We start from the raw sequence: 19,375 nt of genomic DNA, 5'->3' as shown, positions 1-19,375 counted from the left end.
CGTGCGGGACGCGGACGGAAACTCCCGGGGACCCTGCCGGGAACGGTCGGAGAACACGGACCACGCGGCCGAGAAGAGAAGACGCACACGGGGAGCGCCAACAGGTGGCCACTGCGGAGCCGACACGCACCGACGACACCGGTCCGGGCCCGGGAGACGGTCCGCGAATACGCGTACCCGGCTCCCCGCCGGACCCCCCAAGGCGGACCCTGCGCGACCGCGCGGCCCGCCACCCCGCACTCCTCGCCACCGCCCTCGCCGGAGTGCTGCACGTCGCCTGGTTCTTCACGTTCGCGAACAGCGGCGGGGATCTCGCGGCGCAGGACGCCTGGGCGGAGTTCGTCGGCCGGCACCCCGACTCGGCGTACAACCTGGCCTGGTACGGCGGGATGCACCCGGTGTCGTACAGCGTGGTGTCGCCGTATCTGATGTCGCTGCTCGGCGTGCGGACGACGATGATGATCGCCGGGACGCTCTCGGCGGGTCTGCTGACGACGATCCTGGTCCGCAGCCGGGCCGTCCGCAGACCGCTGTGGCCCGCGCTGGCGGGTGTGTTCGGGCTGCTCGGCAACGCGGCGTCGGGCCGGGTCACCTTCGGCCTGGGCACGCTGTTCGCGCTCGCGGCGGTGGCGGCGGTGTTCTGCTGGCCGTACCGCTGGCGCCACAAGCGCTGGGCGAAGGCGCTGTGCGCGGCTCCGCTGGCGGCGCTGGCCACCATGTCGTCGCCGGTCGCGGGCCTGTTCGTGGGCCTGGTCGCGGTGGCGCTGTTCCTGCAGAAGCGGCGGCCGGGCGCGTGGGCGCTGGGGCTCGGCCCGAGTGTGGTCGTCGCGGTGTCCGCGTGGGCGTTCCCGTTCTCCGGCACCCAGCCGATGGGGTTCGGTTCGGCCGTGCTCCCGATGCTGTACGCGCTGCTGGTCTTCCTGCTCGTGCCGCGCGAGTGGGTCACCGTCCGCATCACCGCGGCGGTCTACTTCCTCGCCGTGCTGCTCGTCTGGCTGATCAGCTCGCAGATCGGCTCGAACATCACACGCCTGGCGATGCTGTTCGCCGGGGTGGCGCTGGTGGCGGCGCTGCCGTTCACGGTGCCGCGCTCGCTCAAGTGGTACGCGCTGGTGGTGTCGTTCGCCGGTTTCGTCGGCTGGATCGGCTTCAAGTCGGCCGACGACGTGGTGCACACGACACCGCGCGCCTCGTGGGCCCGTGAGCTGGCCCCGCTGGTGAACGAGTTGCAGGAGGTCGGCGCCGACAAGGGCCGGGTCGAGGTGGTCCCGGCCGCCTCGCACCGGGAGGCCTCGGCGCTCGCCCCGTACGTCAATCTGGCCCGCGGCTGGAACCGCCAGGCCGACATGGAGCGCAACCCGCTCTTCTACGACGACACCCTCAACTCGGCCAACTACCACCTGTGGCTCAAGCGCTGGGCGGTCCACTTCGTGGTCCTGCCGAAGGACGAGCCGGACGGCGACGGCGGCCAGCGTGAACGCGAGCTGGTGCAGCGCGGCCTGCCCTACCTGGAGCAGGTCTGGGGCGACGCGAACTGGCAGCTGTTCCGGGTGAAGGACCCCGCCCCGCTCGCCGATCCGCCCGCGACCGTGGAGCGTGCCGAGCAGGGCGAGATGACGCTGCGGGTCAGCGAGCCCGGCCGGGTCCTGATACGGGTGCCGTACTCCCCCTGGCTGAAGCTGGTCGACGCCGAGGGCAAGGGCGTGGAGGGGCCGCGGGAGACGGAGGAGTCGAAGAGCCGTCCCGAGGGGGAGCCGAAGACGTACGAGAACGTCAACGGCTGCCTGATGGAGAGCGCGGAGGACGCGGAGGGCGACAAGTGGACGCTGCTGCTCGCGCCCCGCGCGGGCACCTACCGCCTGGCCTCGCCCTACGCCTGGCCGCGGGGGACTCCGTGCCCGGAGGAGCTGCGCTGACGCCCTGATTCCAGCGTTCAGGTGAGTGAACGGAAGTCACCTGGCAGAACAATTTTGCCAGCCCTTGACCTTCCGCTTCCTTGTCGTGCCCATGTGACCGCACTCACGATGAGCGGGCCGTTCACAAGGCGGACCCTGGGCGGACCCTGGAAGGGTGGCACATGAACAGTCTCGACTGGGCCGTGCTCATCGGCTACTTCGGCGTGATGGTGGCCATCGGCGTCTGGTCGCACAAACGCGTGGACAACGTCAGCGACTTCTTCACCGCCGGCGGCAAGATGCCCTGGTGGCTCTCCGGCATCTCGCACCACATGTCGGGCTACAGCGCGGTGATGTTCACGGGTTACGCGGGCATCGCCTACACCTACGGCGTCACCTCGTTCGTCACCTGGTCGTTCCCCATCGCCCTGGGCATCGCCATCGGCTCGAAGCTGTTCGCCCCGCGGATCAACCGGCTCCGCTCACGCCTCCACGTGGCGTCCCCGCTGGAGTACCTGAAAAACCGCTACGACCTGAAGACCCAGCAGGCGCTGGCCTGGTCCGGGATGCTGCTGAAGATCGTGGACGTGGGCGCGAAGTGGGCGGCGATCGCCACGCTGCTGTCGGTGTTCACGGGGGTGTCCCTGAACCAGGGCATCCTCATCACCGGCACCATCACGGCCGTCTACTGCACGATCGGCGGTCTGTGGGCCGACGCGCTCACCGAACTGGGCCAGTTCGTCATCCAGTTCCTCGCCGGTATCGCGATGTTCGTCGCGGTGATCGTGGAGCTGAACGACAAGGGCATCGGGTTCCTCGGCGCCTGGGACGAGCCCGAACTCCAGGGCCACGGTGAGCCGCTGGTCGGCCCGTACGGCACGGTGTTCCTGCTGGCGTTCCTCTTCATCAAGCTGTTCGAGTACAACGGCGGGATGCTCAACCAGGCCCAGCGCTACATGGCCACGTCCAACGCGTACGAGGCCGAGCGCTCGGCGCGGCTGTCGGCGGTGCTGTGGCTGGTGTGGCCGCTCGTCCTCTTCTTCCCGATGTGGATGTCGCCGCTGCTGGTCGAGTCGCAGAAGGCGGACGGCTCGGACTCCTACGGCCTGATGACCGAACAGCTCCTGCCGCACGGCCTGCTGGGTCTGGTCATCGTCGGCTTCTTCTCCCACACGATGGCCATGTGCTCCTCCGACGCCAACGCCATCGCCGCCGTCTTCACCCGTGACTGCGCGCCGGTCGTCTGGCGCCGGGCGCGGGCCTGGAGCGAGGGGCAGGGCCTGCGGGTCGCCCGGGTCACCACGGTCGTCTTCCTCGGCCTGTCGATGGCGGCGGCCACCCAGGTCAACTCCCCCACGTTCGGCGACATCATCACCGTCGTCATCAAGTGGGTCGCCGGCCTGATGGGCCCCATGGCCATCCCGATGATGCTCGGCCTGCTCCGCCCGTTCCGCCGCTCCGGCCCGACGGCGGCCCTCACCAGCTGGGCGACCGGCCTGTTCACCTTCTGGCTGGTCAACTACCCCATCCACTGGAACCTCGACGGCGGCGTCCCGCTCCAGTACCAGGTCTCGATCCCGCTCGCGGTCTCCCTCGTCCTCTACATCCTCATCGGCTACCTCAAGCCGGAGGACACCCCGGAGCGCCTGGCCATCATCGAACGCATCAACACGGACGATGACGGCACGGGCACGGCGGCGGCGATCCCGGCCCAGCAGGGCGGGGCTCCGGGGGTCGCGGTCAAGGACTGACCGGGTGGTCACGGCCAGGACTGACCGGGTGGTCACGGTCAAGGACTGACCGGGTGGCGTCGGCCGGGGCTTCCGGGCCGGTGACGGCTCACGGCCACAGCAGGCTCCGCGCCCAGCCGTCCCCCTCCCGCCGGTACAGCAGCCGCACATGCCGCCGCCGTGCGTCTCCCTGGAAGAACTCGACCTCCTCCGGCCGGAGGCGGTAGAGGGTCCAGGTGGGCGCCGGCGCCCGCGGGTCGCGTTCGGCCCGGTCCCAGGCCGCCTTCGAGGCCTCCGCCAGTTCGCCGAGGGAGCCGAGGGGCTCGCTCTGGCGGCCGGTCAGGGCGGCGGCGAGCGCACCGGTGGAGCGGGCGTGCAGATCGGCCTGGGCCTCCTCGGGCGGGGCCGTGGTCACCGGCCCGCGGACCCGGATCTGCCGGGCCTGGGCGGGCCAGTAGAAACCGAGGGCGGCGGACGGGCGGGCGGCGAGGTGGCGGCCCTTGCGGCTGCCGGCGTGGCCGCCGAAGCTCCAGCCGTGCTCCTCGTCGGCGCCGTGCAGCATCACCGTCCGTACGTCCGGCAGGCCCTGCTCGTCGGCCGTGGCCAGGGACATGGTGTGCGGCTCGGGCTGCCCGGCGGCGACCGCCTCCGCGAACCACGCGGTGAAGAGGGCGAGCGGGGTGTCGGGCGCGGTGGCCGGGTCGAAGGCGGGCAGGGGATCGACGTCCCACACCCGCAGCGACCGCAGCAGTTCGTGAAGGTCCGGTGCCATGCCCCGAGTATCGCCGGGGCCCTCTCCGGGCTCAGAAGGTGGCCAGTCGCTGGACCAGCAGCAGCGCGCCGATCCCCAGCATCGCCGCTCCGGACGTACGGGTGACCGCGCGGGCGGCGGTCGGGCGGGTGCCGAGGACCGCGCGGGCCAGCAGGCCGACGGTGAGGTAGACGGCGGCGCAGCACGCCATGTGGAGCAGGCCGAGCACGGTGGTCTGCACGGGTACGGGCAGGTGGTGGCCGTCCAGGGTGAGGAACTGCGGCAGCAGCGACAGGTAGAGGAGCAGCCCCTTCGGGTTGAGCCCGCTGATGGTCGCGCCCCGCAGGAAGACCCGGCGGCGGCCGGTCGTCGCGTCCCCTGCCCCTGTGACCCCCGCCGCCTCCGCCGGGTCTCCCGCGACCGGCACGCCCGGCCGTCGCAGGACGCTCCAGCCCAGCCACACCAGGTACGCCGCGCCGGCCACGGTGAGCGCGGTGAGCACGGCCGGGGACCCGGCGACCAGCACCGCGAGGCCCGCCGCCGCGAGGACGGTGTGCAGGGCGTAGCCGGTGACCAGGCCCGCGACCGCCGGGACCGGGGAGCGGTCGCGCAGCCCGGCGGAGATCACGTACGCCCAGTCGGCGCCCGGTACGCAGACCAGCAGGAGGTCCAGAGCGAGGAAGGAGAGGAGGGTGGCCGAGTCCATGAAGGGGACATTAGGCGGGAACGGGCCGAAAGTGTTTCTGTTCTTTCTCCGTCCACCCGAACACTGAGGCAAGATCTGTCCCATGGACGACGTTGACCGGAAAATCCTTGCCGAGCTCCAGCAGGACGGGCGGCTGACCGTGACCGAGCTGGCCGCGCGGGTGCGGCTCAGCGTCTCGCCGTGCCACCGGCGGCTGCGGGAGCTGGAGCGGTCGGGGGCGATCAGCGGCTACCGGGCCGTCGTGGACCCGACCGCGGTGGGGCTGACCTTCGAGGCGCTGGTCTTCGTCTCGATGCGGCAGGAGGACCGGGAGACGGTCGCCGGGTTCGAGCGCGCGCTGACCGAGGTGCCGGAGGTGCTGGAGGCGCAGCGGCTGTTCGGGGAGCCGGACTATCTGCTGCGGGTGGTCGCGGCGGACCTGGCCGCGTACCAGCGGCTGTACGACGAGCGGCTGGCCACGTTGCCGGGGGTGCAGCGGCTGACGTCCACGCTGGTGATGAAGCACGTGGTCAGGGACCGGCCGTTGCCCGCATAGCTGCCGTCGAGGGCTTCTTCGCGGCTTCCCCGCGCCCCTTCCGGGGCGCCTGACAGGACGGGGGGAAGCGGGTGCGGTTACTTGGTGGGCTTCTTGCCGGTGATGGCCAGGTGGACCAACAGCGCGAGATTCGGCTTCAGTTCGGCCTGCTTGACGCCCCAGGAGGAGAAGCCCTTCTGGTGGGAAGCCACCGCCGCGAGCATCGCGACGACCGAACCGGCGATCGCGGCCGGGTTGACGTCCTTGTCGACCTTGCCCTTGGCCTGCAACTCGGCGACCGCGTCCGCGAGGGAGGTGTTCACCGAGTTGAGGATCTTCATGCGGAGCTTGTAGAAGCGCTTGTCGCCCTCGGCCGCACCGAGGTCCACGACGCGCAGGATCGCGTCGTTCCTGCGCCAGAACTCCAGGAATCCGTCCACGAGTTCCTGCGCCGTCTGCCAGCCCGCCTTGCCGACCCAGCTGCGCCCCTCGACCGTCCCGGTCAACCCGGCGCCCTCGGCGGCCACTTGATCGGCGATCTCCAGGACGGCGCCCTCGACGTCCGGGAAGTACTGGTAGAACGTCGCGGGCGAAGTGCCCGCCTTCCGGGCGACGTCGATGACCTTGACGTCCCGGTAGGGAGAGGAGCTGAGCATCTCGCTGAGGCAGTCCAGCAGCTTCTGCCGCGTCGCCTGCCCGCGTCGGCCGGCCACGCGGCCGTCGACGGTACGCACTTGTCCTGTCATGCCGTCAGCTTACCGAGGGGGGATGGGAGCGCTATTCGGCCGACTGCAAATGGGGTGCGCGGGGGCTCGGAGGGCTGTGTGCCTGGTGAGCGGGGTGCGCGGGGCGCCGTTACTTTGACTGCATGGCCGAAAACAGGGCATCTGCTCACCAAGGGGGATACACCGAGGGCGTCCCGTGCTGGGTCGACGCCCAGCTCGCCGACGTGGCGGCGGGCAAGCGCTTCTACGGCGAGCTCTTCGGGTGGTCCTTCGAGGAGTCGTACGGCGGCAGCGTGTGGGCGCGCCTCGAGGGCGAGCCGGTCGCGGCGGTCGCGCAGAAGGCGGACGGACGGCTGCCCACCGTCTGGACGGTGTACTTCGCGACGCCGGACGCCGAGGCCCTGTCCCGGCGGATCCTGGCGGCCGGCGGACAGGTGGTGACCGCGCCGATGCCGGTCGGCGAGCTGGGCGTCGCAGCCCTCGCCACCGACCCGGAAGGCGCCGTGTTCGGCCTGTGGCAGGCGGGCACCCACGCGGGCTTCGGCCGCCGCCACGAGCCCGGCACCTTCGGCTGGGCGGAGCTGTACGCCCGGGACACCGCCGCCGCGAACGGCTTCTACGGCGGTCTCTTCCACGACGCCCTGTTCGGCCCGGACGCCGAGCCCGACTTCGGCCGCGCCCCGCTCACCGACGTCTTCCCCGAGCAGATGCCGCCGCACTTCCTGGTGCACTTCCGGGTGGCGGACTGCGCGGCGGCGCTCGCCGAGGTGACGCGGCTCGGCGGGCGGGTGCAGGCGGGCCCGTTCGAGGCGTCGTACGGCACGGTGGGCGTGGTCCAGGACGACCAGGGGGCGTCGTTCGCGGTGCTCGAGCCCTGAAACCGGCCACGCCGTGAGGTGATCTGTCACGGTTTTGCGGCGATATCGACTGAGACACCCCGTTTCTCACCGGGTTCGCAACCTGCGCCCCGGCCAGGAAGAATCGGGGTGCGTGCCGCCACGGCGGTGCGGTGGTGAGACGCTGCACTTCGGTCGCGTACATATGTGGGTGGCGCGGCTCGTACGGGGAGGTGGCAGGCAAGTGGTGGATCAGCTGACACAGCACGATCCGCGGCGGATCGGGCCGTTCGAGGTGCTGGGACGGCTGGGGGCCGGCGGCATGGGGCTGGTCTATCTGGCGCGCTCGGCGTCCGGCCGGCGCGTGGCGATCAAGACGGTCCGCACCGAGCTGGCCGAGGACCAGCTGTTCCGGGTCCGCTTCACCCGTGAGGTGGAGGCGGCCCGCGCGGTCTCCGGCTTCTACACGGCGGCCGTGGTCGACGCCGATCCGCGCGCCGCGGTGCCGTGGCTGGCCACCGCTTACGTGCCCGCGCCCTCCCTCGAGGAAATAGTGAACGACTGCGGTCCGCTGCCCGCGCAGGCGGTGCGCTGGCTGGCAGCGGGTGTGGCGGAGGCGCTTCAGTCGATCCACGGCGCCGGGCTGGTCCACCGTGACCTGAAGCCGTCGAACGTGCTGGTCGTGGAGGACGGCCCGCGGGTGATCGACTTCGGTATCGCGTCCGGCGTTTCGAACACCCGTCTGACGATGACCAACGTCGCGGTCGGCACGCCCGCCTACATGTCGCCCGAGCAGGCGAAGGACTCCCGCAGTGTGACGGGCGCCTCCGACGTCTTCTCCCTCGGCTCCACCCTGGTCTTCGCCGCCACCGGCCACCCGCCCTTCCACGGCGCCAACCCGGTCGAGACCGTGTTCATGCTGCTGCGCGAGGGACCCGACCTCGAAGGCCTCCCCGACGAACTGCGTCCGCTGATCGAGTCCTGCATGCAGATGGACCCGGCGGCCCGGCCCACCCCGGCCGACCTCCAGGCCCAGCTCGCCCCGCATCTGTTCGGCTCCGGCTCGGACGACAGCGGGACGGCCTCGGCGTGGCTGCCCGAGAAGGCCGTCGCCCTCATCGAGGCCCGCCGCGGCGGTCGCCCCGCGGTCAAGCCCGCCCCCGCGGCGCACCACGGCGGGCACTCCGCCGGGCGCGGCACCGGCCGCGGCGGGGGCTCCGCCCTGCCGCCCCCGCCCTCCCACGACCCGGTCGTCCCGGCCCCGCTCGGCGCGCCGCCCGCCTCGGTCGGCGCCCCCTCGGCGCCCTCGGCCCTCGCGACCCCCTCGGCCCCTCCCGCGCCCGACAGCGGGCCGGTCCGGCTGGCCGGCGCCGTCGTGCCCATCGGGCCCGGCCCGCGCGTCGCCGACGCCCGCGCCGCCGCCGTCAAGGCGCCCCCGCCGGAGGCCGGTCTCGCCGCCTCCTGGTCCAAGCCGCGCCCCGGCGTGGGCGGCGCCGACCCGGCCGTGACCGCGCCCCCGGCGCCCCCCGTGCCGCCGGAGCCGGCCGCGACGGGCTGGCGGCCGTGGCGGTTCCGCATGTCGAACGACGTGTGGGGCACCCCCGCCGTGGCCGACGACCTCGTCTACGTCACCTCCTTCGAGGTGCACGCCCTCGACGTGGCCACCGGCCGCCGCCGCTTCAAGACCCGTGACGTGGCCTGGTCGATGGCGGTCGCGGACGGCCGTATCCACGCCTCCGACGGCCCCACCCTGTTCGCCCTGGACGCCCGGGAGGGCACCGACCTGTGGCGGCTGTCCACGGACGCCTGGGTGTACTCCCTCAAGGCCGAGCGCGGCACCGTCGTCACCGGCACCCGCGGCGGCGGCGTGCAGGCCTGGGAGGCCGTCAACGGCCGCAAGCTGTGGGAGATCACCGGCTGCCAGACGGACTTCGAGTCCCCGGAGGCGGGCCCCGCGCTGCACGACGGCACGGTCTACGTCTGGCAGGACGCCCGGCTGCGCGCCCTGGACGCCCGCACCGGCGACGAGCGCTGGTCGTACCCGATCGGCGACGCGGCCTCCTGCGGCGGCGTCCCCGTCCGGGTCGCCCCCGCCCCCGACGGCTACGTCTACGTCTCCGCGGGCACCCGCGTGCTCGCCGTGGACGTCGTGAGCGGCCATGTCCGCTGGCACTTCGAGGCACCGGCGGTCTTCCTCTCCCCGCCCGCCTTCGCGCCCGGCCCCGCGGTCACCGGCGGCGGCGTCTACCTCGCCGACTACCTGGGCACGGTGTACGCCCTCGACGCCACCGACGGCCGCGACCGCTGGCGTATCGCCACCGAGGCCCGGGCCTCGGTCGAGCCGGTCCTGGTCGCGGCGGGCCACGTCCACGTGGGCAGCGGCACCGGCCTGTACACCCTGGACGCGGTCACCGGCACCCCCAAGTGGCGCTTCCAGGCGGGCGGCGACATCGTCGGCGCCCCGGCGGTCGCGGAGGGCCGGATCCACTTCGGCTCCACGGACCACCTGCTGTACACGCTGAAGGCCGACGACGGCCGGCTGCGCTGGAAGCTGGCCACCGGCGGGGAGATCACCGGCTCGCCGGTGGTCAAGGACGGGATCGTGTACGCGTGCAGCAAGGACCGCTGCGTCTACGCGCTGGACGCCGAGAAGGGCACGGGCACCGCGCGGACCGCGTGAGAACCGGGGACGGCCGTCGTAAGGGCACGGAAGGGGTTCCAGACGGCGGCCGTCGCACTCGGTGAGCGTGTGGAGACTCCTTCACCGCGCTCACACCAGACGCTACGCGCAGTGAGCGGGGACCGCCACGCGAGCCGCTAGTCTGACGTGCGCATGCCAGCCGCATGCCTCTGTCCGACGCTGTCTGTGCACCACGGGGGTCTCCACCATGAAGCTTCGCCATGTCCGCGCTGTCGCCGTCTTCGTCGGCGTGGTCGTAGCGCTGACCGGCGCCCGCCACTCCGGCGGCGGCGGCTGCGACAGCTCCAACTCCTCGGGTTCGTCCGGCTCGTCGGGCGGCAGCAGCCACTACGACGATGACGACACCGGTTACGACTCGGGTTACGACTCGGGCGCCACGTCCGGCGGCGAGACGAGCGACACCGGCAGCGGCGGCTCCGTCGACGCCTCCCAGGACGTGCGGATCGAGGACTGTGTCTACGACGCGACCCGCGGCATCGTCGCCCGGGTCAGCGCCTCCAACCCCAGCTCGACCCTCACCCACAGCTACGAGTTCAGCGTCACCTTCAAGGACCCCGAGGGCACGGTGCTGCGCACCAGCGAGTCGACGATCCCGTACGTCTCCCCCGGCGACACCGAGACCCTCGACGTGGCCGCCTCCTACGTCCCGGCGGCCGGCGGCGACGGCAGCGGCGGCCGGTGCGAGCTGGACGACGTGACGCGTACGGCGGTGTGACCGGGGGCGAACCCTGCCCGGACACACCTCGGCCGCGGCGGCTCCCCCTCCGCGCCGCCGCGGCCGATCCCCCGAGTGTCAGCCTCAGACCGGCTCGTCCGTGGCGTGGACGTTCCCGTCCGTGGTGTCGCCGGCGCTCTCCTTGAGCTTGACGGGCTCGCCGGTGGCGTGGACGTTCTTGACGGCGATGGGCTCGCCCGTGGCGTGGACGTTCCCGTTGGTGGTGGCGTCGCCGGTCGGCTCGTCCGTCGCGTGGACGTTCTCGGTGCTGTTCTCGGTCATCTGGCTGGCTCCCCTGTGATGTCGTGCGTCGGTGGACGGAAGCCGCCCGGCAGCTCCCCCGCGGGCTGCCGGGCGGACCGTCAGGCCGGTTCACCTTAGAGGCCCGGCCGTCGGTCGTTGCGTCTGCCTCCCCCCGAGGCGACGGCTCGACACAGTTGAGAGTGCCGGGAGGCGATAAACGAACGATGAACGCCGGGCCGGTACGGCGGCGGCGTATCGGCTCAGGACAGGGTCGCCGGTTCCAGCAGACCCCTGACCTCGTCGGCCTCGGGGGCACCCAGGGCCTCGAAGATGTCCAGCGCCTCCCGCCAGCAGACCTGCGCCCGGTCCCGTTGGCCGATGCCGCTGAGGGCGCGGCCGAGAGCCGTGAGGACGTTGCCGTGACGCCAGTCCCCGCCGATGCCCCGCAGCAGCGTCAGCGCCGACTCGGCGTTCATCGCGGCGCTCGCCGGCCGCCCGGCCGTGAGATCCAGTTCGGCCAGCCGGAACATGGTCATGCCCTCCCACAGCCGCTGGCGGCTGTCCCGGAACACGCGCAGGGCCTGCTCCAGGCAGTCGGTCGCCTCGGCCAGCCGGCCGCTCTTGGTCAGGGCGAGCCCCAGCGCGTACCGTCCGTTGGCCCCCTTCAAGGCGTGGCCCATGTCGTCGTACATGGCCGTACCCTCGCGGGCCAGAGCCACCGCGCCGTCGGTACGGCCGGTGGCCAGGTGGATCCGGGAGAGGTTGCACAGGGCGCTGGCCTCGCCCGGCCGGTCGCCCAGGCGCCGGAAGCTCTCGATGGCCCGGGTGAAGTGCGCCTCACCCTCCTCGTGCCGGTTCTGGTAGAGCGCGACGACACCGCAGATGTTGGACGCCCAGCAGCCGGTGAGCGGATCGCCGGCTTCGCCGGCCAGCCGCACGGCCCGCTCCGCCTCTTGGAGCGCCACGTCGAACCGGCTGCCGGAGATGTGGTGCACGAAGGCGAGCGCGGTCAGCGCACGCGCCTCGGCCCGAAGGTCTCCCGCCCTCTGCGCCGCGTCCCGCAGCAACGTGGCGACCGCCTCGTACTCCTTGGAGTTGGCGCCCGACTCGGCCAGGTCGACGGCGGCCCACAGTACGTCGACGGCGCGCCGAAGCGTCTTGGGGCCGGCGGCCTGGCGTACGCAGGCGAGCAGGGAGACGGCCTCGGCGTACAGCCAGTCCCGTGCCGCGTGCCGGTCCGCGAACGTCAGGCCCGGCTGCCGGGTCGGCTCCAGATGCTCGACCAACCGGTCCCCGGGGCGTTCGATCAGATAGACCGCGGCGACCGTGGAGAGGTAGAAGTCCAGCAGCCGCGACAACGCCGCTTCCCGTTCGCTCGGCGGCTGTTCGTCCCGTTCCGCACACGCACGCGCGTAGAGCCGTACGAGATCGTGGTACCGGTAGCGGCCCGGCGCCGCCGATTCCAGCAGTGACATGTCGACGAGGGACTCCAGCAGGTCCTCCGTCTCCTCCACCGGAAGGTCCAGTACCGCCGCTGCCGCCGCCAGGGAGATGTCCGGGCCGTCGGCGAGGCCGAGCAGGCGGAAGGCGCGGGCCTGGGCGGGCTCCAGCTGGCCGTAGCCGAGTTCGAAGGTGGCCTTCACCGCGAGGTCGCCGGCCTGGAGTTCGTCGAGGCGGCGGCGTTCGTCGGCGAGCTTCGCCGCGAGCACGGAGACCGTCCAGGTGCGGCGGGCGGCCAGCCGGGAGGCGGCGATACGGATGGCCAGGGGCAGGAAGCCGCAGGCGGCGACCACGTCCAGGGCCGCTTCCCGCTCCGAGACCACCCGCTCCTCACCGACGATCTTCGTGAAGAGGGCCAGCGCCTCGTCGGGGGACATGACGTCCAGGTCGACCAGGTGGGCACCGGCGAGGTCCACCATCCGCACCCGTGAGGTCACCAGCGCCGCGCAGCCGGAGGTGCCCGGCAGCAGCGGCCGTACCTGTGCCGCGTCCTTGGCGTTGTCGAGGAGTACGAGGACCCGGCGGCCGTCGAGGACCGAGCGGTACAGCGCCGCCCGTTCCTCCGCGGAGTCCGGGATCGCCGAGTCGGCGGTGCCGAGGGCGCGCAGGAAGGAGCCGAGGACGGTCTCGGGTTCGGCCGCGCGCGGGCCGGTGCCCTGGAGGTCGACGTACAACTGGCCGTCGGGGAAGGCGGTCCGGGCCTGGTGGGCGACGTGGACGGCGAGGGTCGTCTTGCCGACGCCGCCGATGCCCGCGAGCGCCGACACGGCCATCACCCCGGTCTCCGAGGAGGCCAGCACCTCGCTCAGCTCGCTGACGAAGGAGGCGCGGCCGGTGAAGTCGGGGACGGTCGCGGGGAGCTGGGCCGGGCGGACGGGGACGCCCGCGGGTTCGGTGACCGGGGCGGACGGCTCCGCCAGGCCGGGGTCCGCGCGGAGGATGCGCTGCTGGAGTTCGCGCAGGCCGGGGCGGGGGTCCACGCCCAGTTCGTCGGCGAGCAGCCGTCTGGTGTCCGCGTAGACCGCGAGCGCCTCCGCCTGGCGTCCGCTCCGGTACAGCGCGAGCATCAGCAGCTCCCGCAGGCGTTCCCGGAGCGGGTGCGCCGCGGTCAGGGCCGTGAGTTCCGACACCGCCTCCGCGTGGCAGCCCTGTTCCAGGTCCATGTCGAGGCGGGATTCCAGGAGTTGCAGCCGCCACTCCTCCAGGCGCACCCGCTGGGCCTCCGCGTACGGACCCGGGACTCCCGCCAGCGTCTCGCCGTCCCACAGGGCCAGCACGCGGTTCAGGGTCGCGCGGGCCTGGCACAGGTCCCCGGACACCTTGGCCTTCTCCGCCTCCGCCGCCAGCTCCTGGGCCGCGGCGAGGTCCAGCGCGCCCTCGCCGAGGCCGCGGATCGCATAGCCTCCGGACTCGCTGACGAGCACGCCCGCGTCCAGCGCCTTGCGCAGCCGGGAGGCGTAGGTGCGGACCGCGGCCAGCGCCTGCGAGGGCGGTTCCTCGCCCCACAGCGCGTCGATCAGCTCGGCGGCCGTCGCGGTGCGGCCCTCGCGCAGCAGCAGGGCGGCCAGCAGGGCGCGTTGCTGGGGTGAGCCGGTGTTCAGCGGTTCGTCGCCGCGCCAGGCGCGCACCGGCCCGAGCACGCCGAAGCGCAGCGCCGCCGGTTCCACCGAGTCCGGACGCCTCTGCGCCGGCACTCGCGGTACCCCGTCCATCGCCGTCCCCCTAGACCCTGTCGTGTGGATCACGGGCCCCTAGACATCCTGAGCAACCCTGTCAGTTTGCCTTGTTCATGGCGGATACGTCAGCCGGGCAAGAGGCCGATCACAGGCCGTTCGCGGGGTCGCCGCCCCGTCAGGGGGTGTGGGGGGCCGTGCGGCGGCGGGTTCACGTATCCCTCACCGGTCCTTCGCAGCGCGGACGAAGTGACGTACCGTCACATCTCTTTCGGCGGCGGCTCGGTGGCTCAGTCGTCCGTCAGGTCCACCCGTATCGTCAGGAGGTTGGTGCCGAGCGCCCGGACCGCCGCACTGTTGTAGCGGGGCAGGGTGCGCAGGCGGGCGATCGGGTCGTCGTCGGGCAGGAGGTGGGCCGTACCGGCGTGCCAGCGACCGCCGACGCGGACCCGGACCCGGGGATCGGCCTGGATGTTGCGGACGTACTGCGAGCGTTCCCCGAACTCCGAGACCAGCCAGAAGGAGTCACCGACGCGACGGCCGCCGACCGGGGTGCGCCGGGGCAGGCCGGAGACGCGGCCGGTGGTCTCCAGCAGCGTGTGGAACGGCAGTCGGCGCATGAGGGGGTTGGCGACGTACCGCTGGACGGCGGTCGTCAGACGGAAGCGGAGGTCGGTGGGCGGCCGGGACATCGTCCGTGGGACTCCTTCACTGGAGGCTCTGCTGCCTCCATGGTCATCTGATGCCTCCATGGTCCCGTGAACTCGCCCTGCGCGCCTGCCTTCCGGCGGGCCGTGTGCGAGCCCTGTGCGGAGTGTGTGCTCCGGCCATGTAGGGCTGTCCGTGGCGTGTCGGCGTCCCCACGGTCGTGATCGGCAGCAGGCTCACGGGGGAAGTCGACGGCCTCTGACGGCTACCGGCTCAAGAAGTCCGGCATGTCCGGTCAGGCGAAGGAACTGGACGGCGCGGGCGACGACACGGGCGCGATGATGATCACCGGTCAGGAGGGTGACATGCTCCAGATCTACAACCCGTGGGGCACGACCACACGGGTCAGCGAGGACGACTTCGTCAACGGCGACATGGGCAAGGCTTCCAACGGTGAACTCGACAACGCGTACCAGGTCTATGTCCCGCGGTAGGCACGGCGGCGGGCGCCACGGCGGGGCAGTGGGCGGCGCGGCGGCGGCCCTGCTGCTCCCGTTGCTCCTGTCCGCCTGCGGATCGGGCGACGGCGAACCCACCAGCCATCCCACGGACGACCACACCATCACGGCGTCCGTGGGCGAGCGGTTCACGCTCACCGTCGAGGAGAACGCCTCGACCCGCTCGCAGTGGTACCTGGCCGCCCCGAAGCCGGACGGCTCGGTGGTCCGCGCGAAGGGCGAGGAGAGCGAGTCGGCGCAGGACGCCGACGGCGAGGTGGCCCCGGGCGCCTCCAACCGCCTCACCTTCACCTTCGAGGCGACCGGCGAGGGCAGCACCGAGATCGTGCTCCTGCACTGCACGTTCAACAGCACGTGCGACACCGGCGACGGCAGCCCCGCCCCCACCCCGACGACGGGCGGCGCCGAGCCGACCGAGCCGGAGCGGGTCACCTACGAGGTCACGGTCGGCTGATACATGGACACCACCGCGCGCACCGACGACGAGCCGGCCGGCCTCGACATCGCCGCCCTCCTCCGCTACGGCCTCACCGCCGCCCGGGGTCCCTTGCGTACGTCCCTCTTCGGCGACGGCGCGGTGGGCGGTGTCGCCCACGCCCTGACCCTCCCCGAGCCGCTTCGCCGCTGAGGCCCGCCCGCCCGCCCGCCGAATCCGACCAGTCGGTATGGACAGAAGGGGGCGCCCCCGGTAGAGATGGTTCATGCGCATCGCCGTGACCATCTTCCTCACCGACGAGACCATCACCCCGACCCGGCTCGCGCGTGAGCTGGAGCAGCGCGGCTTCGCCGGGCTCTATCTCCCCGAGCACACCCACATCCCCGTCGAGCGGACCACGCCGTACCCGCCGGGCGGCGACCTGCCGCGCGAGTACGGCCGCACCCTCGACCCGTTCGTCGCGCTCGGCCAGGCCGCCGCCGTCACCGAACGGCTCGGCCTCGGCACGGGCATCACGCTCGTCGCCCAGCACGACCCGATCGATCTGGCCAAGCAGATCGCCACCGTGGACCACCTCTCCGGAGGCCGGTTCACCCTCGGTCTCGGCTACGGCTGGAACGTGGAGGAGGCCGCCGACCACGGCGTGGAGTGGCGCACCCGCCGGGAGCTGGTCCGGGACCGGATGGCGCTGATGCGGGCCCTGTGGTCCGAGGAACCGACGGCGTACGAGGGCGAGTTCGGGTCGGTCCGGGCCAGCCTCGCGCACCCCAAGCCGGTGCGGAAGCCGCGCGGCCCGGTCGTCGGCCCGCGCACCCTCATCGGCGGTGCCGCCGGGCCGAAACTCTTCGCTCACATCTGCGAATACGCCGACGGCTGGCTGCCCATCGGCGGCCGTGGCCTGTCCACCTCCCTGCCCGCGCTGCGCGCCGCCTGGGCCGACGCCGGCCGCGACCCGGCCGCGCTCCAGGTCGTCCCGTACGCCGTCCACCCGACCCCGGGCAAGCTCGCGCACTACGCCGACCTGGGCATCGAGGAGGTCGTGGTGCAGCTGCCGCCGGCGGGAGAGGCGGACGTACTGCGGGCGCTGGACAGTTTCGAGCCGTATCTCGCCGTTCCCGCCGACGGGCCCGGCGGCCCGGCCGAGAGCTGATCTTCCCGATCGTATGCTCGAAGGATGACGACTTCCGCGTCCTCCGGAACCGGCCCCACCGAGAACTCCATGCGCCGCGCCCTCAAACGCGCCCGGGACGGCGTCGCCCTGGACGTCTCCGAGGCGGCGGTTCTGCTCCAGGCCCGCGGCGAGCACCTTCAGGACCTGGCCGCCTCGGCCGCCCGCGTACGCGACGCGGGCCTGGAGGCGGCGGGCCGCCCCGGCGTCATCACCTACTCCAAGAGCGTCTTCATCCCGCTGACCCGGCTGTGCCGGGACAAGTGCCACTACTGCACGTTCGCCACCGTCCCCGGCAAGCTGCGCCGCGCCGGGCACGGGATGTTCATGTCCCCCGACGAGGTCCTGGACATCGCCCGCAAGGGCGCCGCCCTCGGCTGCAAGGAAGCCCTGATCACCCTCGGCGACAAGCCGGAGGACCGCTGGCCCGAGGCCCGCGAATGGCTGGACGCGCACGGCTACGACGACACGATCGCCTACGTCCGCGCCGTCTCCATCCGCATCCTGGAGGAGACGGGCCTGCTGCCCCACCTCAACCCCGGCGTCATGAGCTGGACGGACTTCCAGCGGCTGAAGCCCGTGGCGCCCTCCATGGGCATGATGCTGGAGACGACCGCGCAGCGGCTGTGGTCCGAGCCGGGCGGCCCGCACTACGGCTCCCCCGACAAGGAACCCGCCGTCCGCCTGCGGGTCCTGGAGGACGCGGGCCGTTCCTCGGTCCCCTTCACCTCCGGACTGCTGATCGGCATCGGCGAGACGTACGAGGAGCGGGCGGAGTCCCTGTTCGCGCTGCGCCGGGTGGCCCGGTCGTACCACGGCATCCAGGAACTGATCATCCAGAACTTCCGCGCCAAGCCGGACACCGCGATGCGCGGCATGCCGGACGCGGAACTCGACGACCTCGTCGCCACGGTCGCCGTCGCCCGCCACATCATGGGCCCGAGCGCCTGCCTCCAGGCCCCGCCGAACCTGGTCGACGGCGAGTACGAGCGGCTGATCGGCGCGGGCATCGACGACTGGGGCGGGGTGTCCCCGCTCACCATCGACCACGTCAACCCCGAACGCCCCTGGCCGCAGATCGAGCGGCTGGCGGAGCACTCCCGCGCGGCCGGCTTCGAACTGCGCGAACGCCTCTGCGTCTACCCGGAGTTCGTCCGGCGCGGCGAGCCCTGGCTGGACCCGCGCCTGCTGCCGCACGTCAGCGCGCTCGCCGACCCGGAGACCGGCCTGGCCCGCGAGGACGCCGTGGTGGAGGGCAGGCCCTGGCAGGAGCCGGAGGAGGTCTTCACCGCGACGGGCCGCACCGACCTGCACCACTCGATCGACACCGAGGGCCGTACGTCGGACCGCCGCGACGACTTCGACGTGGTGTACGGCGACTGGGAGGCGCTGCGCGAGGCGGCGGCCCCCGGGATGGCCCCGGAGCGCATCGACACCGACGTACGCCAGGCGCTGCGGGTCGCGGCCGACGACCCGACGAAGCTGACCGACGCCGAGGCGCTGGCCCTGCTCCACGCGGACGGCCCGGCGCTGGACGCGCTGTGCCGGGTCGCGGACGACGTGCGCAAGTCGGCGGTCGGGGACGACGTGACGTACATCGTCACGCGGAACATCAACTTCACCAACGTCTGCTACACGGGCTGCCGCTTCTGCGCGTTCGCCCAGCGCAGGACGGACGCCGACGCCTACACCCTCTCCCTGGACCAGGTCGCCGACCGCGCCCAGCAGGCGTGGGAGGTGGGCGCGGTGGAGGTCTGCATGCAGGGCGGCATCCACCCGGACCTGCCGGGCACGGCGTACTTCGACATCGCGAGGGCGGTCAAGGAACGGGTCCCGGGCATGCACGTGCACGCCTTCTCCCCGATGGAGGTGGTGAACGGTGCCACCCGCACGGGCATGTCGATCCGCGAGTGGCTGAGCGCGGCCAAGGAGGCCGGCCTCGACTCCATCCCGGGCACGGCGGCGGAGATCCTGGACGACGAGGTCCGCTGGGTGCTGACCAAGGGCAAGCTGCCGACGGCGACGTGGATCGAGGTCGTCACCACCGCCCACGAACTGGGCATCCGCTCCTCCTCGACGATGATGTACGGCCACGTCGACCAGCCCCGCCACTGGCTGGGCCACTTCCGCACGCTCGCCGGGATCCAGCAACGCACCGGCGGCTTCACGGAGTTCGTGACGCTCCCCTTCATCCACACCAACGCCCCCGTCTATCTGGCGGGCATCGCGCGCCCCGGCCCGACGATGCGCGACAACCGCGCGGTGACGGCGATGGCGCGGCTGCTGCTGCACCCCTGGATCCCCAACATCCAGACGAGCTGGGTGAAGCTGGGCACGGAGGGTGCGGCGGAGATGCTGCGCTCGGGCGCGAACGACCTGGGCGGCACGCTGATGGAGGAGACGATCTCCCGGATGGCGGGCTCCTCCTACGGCTCCTACAAGTCGGTCAAGGAGCTGATCGCGGTCGCGGAGGCGGCCGGCCGCCCGGCGAAGCCGCGCACCACGCTGTACGGCGAGGTCCCGGAGGAGCGCCGGCGCGCGGCGGAGGCCTCGGACGGCCACCTTCCGGAGCTGCTGCCGGTGCTGGACCGATAGCGGGCGGCGGACAGGCCGTTC

General features: G+C 72.5%; 17 protein-coding genes. 11 read left to right on the top strand and 6 right to left on the bottom strand.

The annotated features are described in order from the left end of the window. The first annotated feature begins 104 nt into the window (after positions 1 to 104). Positions 105 to 1,916 (top strand): MFS transporter, encoded by a 1,812-nt coding sequence (locus tag ACIG0D_RS09350; RefSeq protein WP_399797669.1) that lies wholly within the window; start codon positions 105 to 107, stop codon positions 1,914 to 1,916. Between the two features lie 161 nt (positions 1,917 to 2,077). Continuing rightward, entirely contained in the window at positions 2,078 to 3,646 is a 1,569-nt protein-coding gene (locus ACIG0D_RS09345) for a sodium:solute symporter family protein (protein WP_399797666.1), read from the top strand. 88 nt (positions 3,647 to 3,734) lie between these two features. Here ACIG0D_RS09345 and ACIG0D_RS09340 read toward each other — a convergent pair whose 3' ends face one another. After that, positions 3,735 to 4,397, bottom strand: coding sequence for a pyridoxal 5'-phosphate synthase (locus ACIG0D_RS09340; protein ID WP_399797663.1), 663 nt, complete (start codon positions 4,395 to 4,397; stop codon positions 3,735 to 3,737). A gap of 31 nt (positions 4,398 to 4,428) precedes the next feature. Next, on the bottom strand, positions 4,429 to 5,082 hold the full coding sequence (locus tag ACIG0D_RS09335; protein WP_399797660.1) for a LysE family translocator: 654 nt from the start codon (positions 5,080 to 5,082) through the stop codon (positions 4,429 to 4,431). Between the two features lie 82 nt (positions 5,083 to 5,164). Between ACIG0D_RS09335 and ACIG0D_RS09330 the strand changes: the two genes are divergently transcribed. Continuing rightward, positions 5,165 to 5,617 (top strand): Lrp/AsnC family transcriptional regulator, encoded by a 453-nt coding sequence (locus ACIG0D_RS09330; protein WP_365759631.1) that lies wholly within the window; start codon positions 5,165 to 5,167, stop codon positions 5,615 to 5,617. 77 nt (positions 5,618 to 5,694) lie between these two features. Here ACIG0D_RS09330 and ACIG0D_RS09325 read toward each other — a convergent pair whose 3' ends face one another. Next, positions 5,695 to 6,330 (bottom strand): TetR family transcriptional regulator, encoded by a 636-nt coding sequence (locus ACIG0D_RS09325; RefSeq protein WP_365759699.1) that lies wholly within the window; start codon positions 6,328 to 6,330, stop codon positions 5,695 to 5,697. Between the two features lie 134 nt (positions 6,331 to 6,464). Here ACIG0D_RS09325 and ACIG0D_RS09320 point away from each other — a divergent pair, with 134 nt between their 5' ends. The 3 genes from ACIG0D_RS09320 to ACIG0D_RS09310 all read left to right on the top strand — a co-directional run bounded on the left by ACIG0D_RS09320 (position 6,465) and on the right by ACIG0D_RS09310 (position 10,573). Next, positions 6,465 to 7,199, top strand: coding sequence for a VOC family protein (locus tag ACIG0D_RS09320; protein WP_399797656.1), 735 nt, complete (start codon positions 6,465 to 6,467; stop codon positions 7,197 to 7,199). Between the two features lie 202 nt (positions 7,200 to 7,401). Beyond that, positions 7,402 to 9,837 (top strand): PQQ-binding-like beta-propeller repeat protein, encoded by a 2,436-nt coding sequence (locus ACIG0D_RS09315; protein WP_399797654.1) that lies wholly within the window; start codon positions 7,402 to 7,404, stop codon positions 9,835 to 9,837. 208 nt (positions 9,838 to 10,045) lie between these two features. Further along, positions 10,046 to 10,573 carry a hypothetical protein gene (locus ACIG0D_RS09310; RefSeq protein ID WP_399797651.1) on the top strand — a complete coding sequence of 176 codons (528 nt, stop codon included), beginning with the start codon at positions 10,046 to 10,048 and terminating at the stop codon, positions 10,571 to 10,573. An 84-nt stretch (positions 10,574 to 10,657) separates the two neighbouring features. Here ACIG0D_RS09310 and ACIG0D_RS09305 read toward each other — a convergent pair whose 3' ends face one another. The 3 genes from ACIG0D_RS09305 to ACIG0D_RS09295 form a co-directional block, all read right to left on the bottom strand. Beyond that, positions 10,658 to 10,855, bottom strand: a complete 198-nt coding sequence (locus tag ACIG0D_RS09305) for a hypothetical protein (protein WP_365759623.1) — start codon at positions 10,853 to 10,855, stop codon at positions 10,658 to 10,660. Positions 10,856 to 11,076: 221 nt separating this feature from the next. Further along, on the bottom strand, positions 11,077 to 14,028 hold the full coding sequence (locus ACIG0D_RS09300) for a BTAD domain-containing putative transcriptional regulator (RefSeq protein WP_399797649.1): 2,952 nt from the start codon (positions 14,026 to 14,028) through the stop codon (positions 11,077 to 11,079). A gap of 251 nt (positions 14,029 to 14,279) precedes the next feature. Beyond that, positions 14,280 to 14,681 carry a nitroreductase/quinone reductase family protein gene (locus ACIG0D_RS09295; protein ID WP_399797645.1) on the bottom strand — a complete coding sequence of 134 codons (402 nt, stop codon included), beginning with the start codon at positions 14,679 to 14,681 and terminating at the stop codon, positions 14,280 to 14,282. Positions 14,682 to 14,924: 243 nt separating this feature from the next. On the opposite strand from ACIG0D_RS09295, the gene ACIG0D_RS09290 reads away from it, so the two are divergent. The 5 genes from ACIG0D_RS09290 (at position 14,925) to ACIG0D_RS09270 (ending at position 19,354) form a co-directional block, all read left to right on the top strand. Further along, positions 14,925 to 15,131, top strand: a complete 207-nt coding sequence (locus ACIG0D_RS09290) for a hypothetical protein (protein WP_399797642.1) — start codon at positions 14,925 to 14,927, stop codon at positions 15,129 to 15,131. After that, the gene (locus ACIG0D_RS09285; RefSeq protein ID WP_399797639.1) at positions 15,118 to 15,609 is read left to right on the top strand and encodes a protease inhibitor I42 family protein; all 492 of its coding nucleotides are present in this window, start codon (positions 15,118 to 15,120) and stop codon (positions 15,607 to 15,609) included. The genes ACIG0D_RS09290 and ACIG0D_RS09285 overlap by 14 nt, the downstream gene beginning before the upstream one ends. A gap of 3 nt (positions 15,610 to 15,612) precedes the next feature. Continuing rightward, positions 15,613 to 15,783 (top strand): hypothetical protein, encoded by a 171-nt coding sequence (locus ACIG0D_RS09280; protein ID WP_399797636.1) that lies wholly within the window; start codon positions 15,613 to 15,615, stop codon positions 15,781 to 15,783. Positions 15,784 to 15,856: 73 nt separating this feature from the next. Further along, complete coding sequence (locus tag ACIG0D_RS09275) at positions 15,857 to 16,741, top strand: LLM class F420-dependent oxidoreductase (protein WP_399797634.1); 885 nt, start codon at positions 15,857 to 15,859, stop codon at positions 16,739 to 16,741. A gap of 24 nt (positions 16,742 to 16,765) precedes the next feature. Further along, positions 16,766 to 19,354: a bifunctional FO biosynthesis protein CofGH gene (locus tag ACIG0D_RS09270; RefSeq protein ID WP_399797632.1), complete on the top strand. Its 2,589-nt coding sequence runs from the start codon at positions 16,766 to 16,768 to the stop codon at positions 19,352 to 19,354. Positions 19,355 to 19,375: the final 21 nt, after the last annotated feature.

Origin of the sequence: Streptomyces sp. NPDC052773 (assembly GCF_044547145.1) — a bacterium.
Classification (GTDB): domain Bacteria; phylum Actinomycetota; class Actinomycetes; order Streptomycetales; family Streptomycetaceae; genus Streptomyces.
Note: the sequence above shows the minus strand (reverse complement) of the source record. Positions and strands in the feature narration are given on the sequence as shown.

What these genes read in the sequence shown, in the direction of transcription:
- ACIG0D_RS09345 (WP_399797666.1), top strand. Translation starts at nt 2,078, where the DNA reads ATGAACAGTCTCGACTGGGCCGTGCTCATCGGCTACTTCGGCGTGATG.
- ACIG0D_RS09340 (WP_399797663.1), bottom strand. Translation starts at nt 4,397, where the DNA reads ATGGCACCGGACCTTCACGAACTGCTGCGGTCGCTGCGGGTGTGGGAC.
- ACIG0D_RS09335 (WP_399797660.1), bottom strand. Translation starts at nt 5,082, where the DNA reads ATGGACTCGGCCACCCTCCTCTCCTTCCTCGCTCTGGACCTCCTGCTG.
- ACIG0D_RS09330 (WP_365759631.1), top strand. Translation starts at nt 5,165, where the DNA reads ATGGACGACGTTGACCGGAAAATCCTTGCCGAGCTCCAGCAGGACGGG.
- ACIG0D_RS09320 (WP_399797656.1), top strand. Translation starts at nt 6,465, where the DNA reads ATGGCCGAAAACAGGGCATCTGCTCACCAAGGGGGATACACCGAGGGC.
- ACIG0D_RS09310 (WP_399797651.1), top strand. Translation starts at nt 10,046, where the DNA reads ATGAAGCTTCGCCATGTCCGCGCTGTCGCCGTCTTCGTCGGCGTGGTC.
- ACIG0D_RS09305 (WP_365759623.1), bottom strand. Translation starts at nt 10,855, where the DNA reads ATGACCGAGAACAGCACCGAGAACGTCCACGCGACGGACGAGCCGACC.
- ACIG0D_RS09300 (WP_399797649.1), bottom strand. Translation starts at nt 14,028, where the DNA reads ATGGACGGGGTACCGCGAGTGCCGGCGCAGAGGCGTCCGGACTCGGTG.
- ACIG0D_RS09295 (WP_399797645.1), bottom strand. Translation starts at nt 14,681, where the DNA reads ATGTCCCGGCCGCCCACCGACCTCCGCTTCCGTCTGACGACCGCCGTC.
- ACIG0D_RS09290 (WP_399797642.1), top strand. Translation starts at nt 14,925, where the DNA reads ATGTCCGGTCAGGCGAAGGAACTGGACGGCGCGGGCGACGACACGGGC.
- ACIG0D_RS09285 (WP_399797639.1), top strand. Translation starts at nt 15,118, where the DNA reads ATGTCCCGCGGTAGGCACGGCGGCGGGCGCCACGGCGGGGCAGTGGGC.
- ACIG0D_RS09280 (WP_399797636.1), top strand. Translation starts at nt 15,613, where the DNA reads ATGGACACCACCGCGCGCACCGACGACGAGCCGGCCGGCCTCGACATC.
- ACIG0D_RS09275 (WP_399797634.1), top strand. Translation starts at nt 15,857, where the DNA reads ATGCGCATCGCCGTGACCATCTTCCTCACCGACGAGACCATCACCCCG.
- ACIG0D_RS09270 (WP_399797632.1), top strand. Translation starts at nt 16,766, where the DNA reads ATGACGACTTCCGCGTCCTCCGGAACCGGCCCCACCGAGAACTCCATG.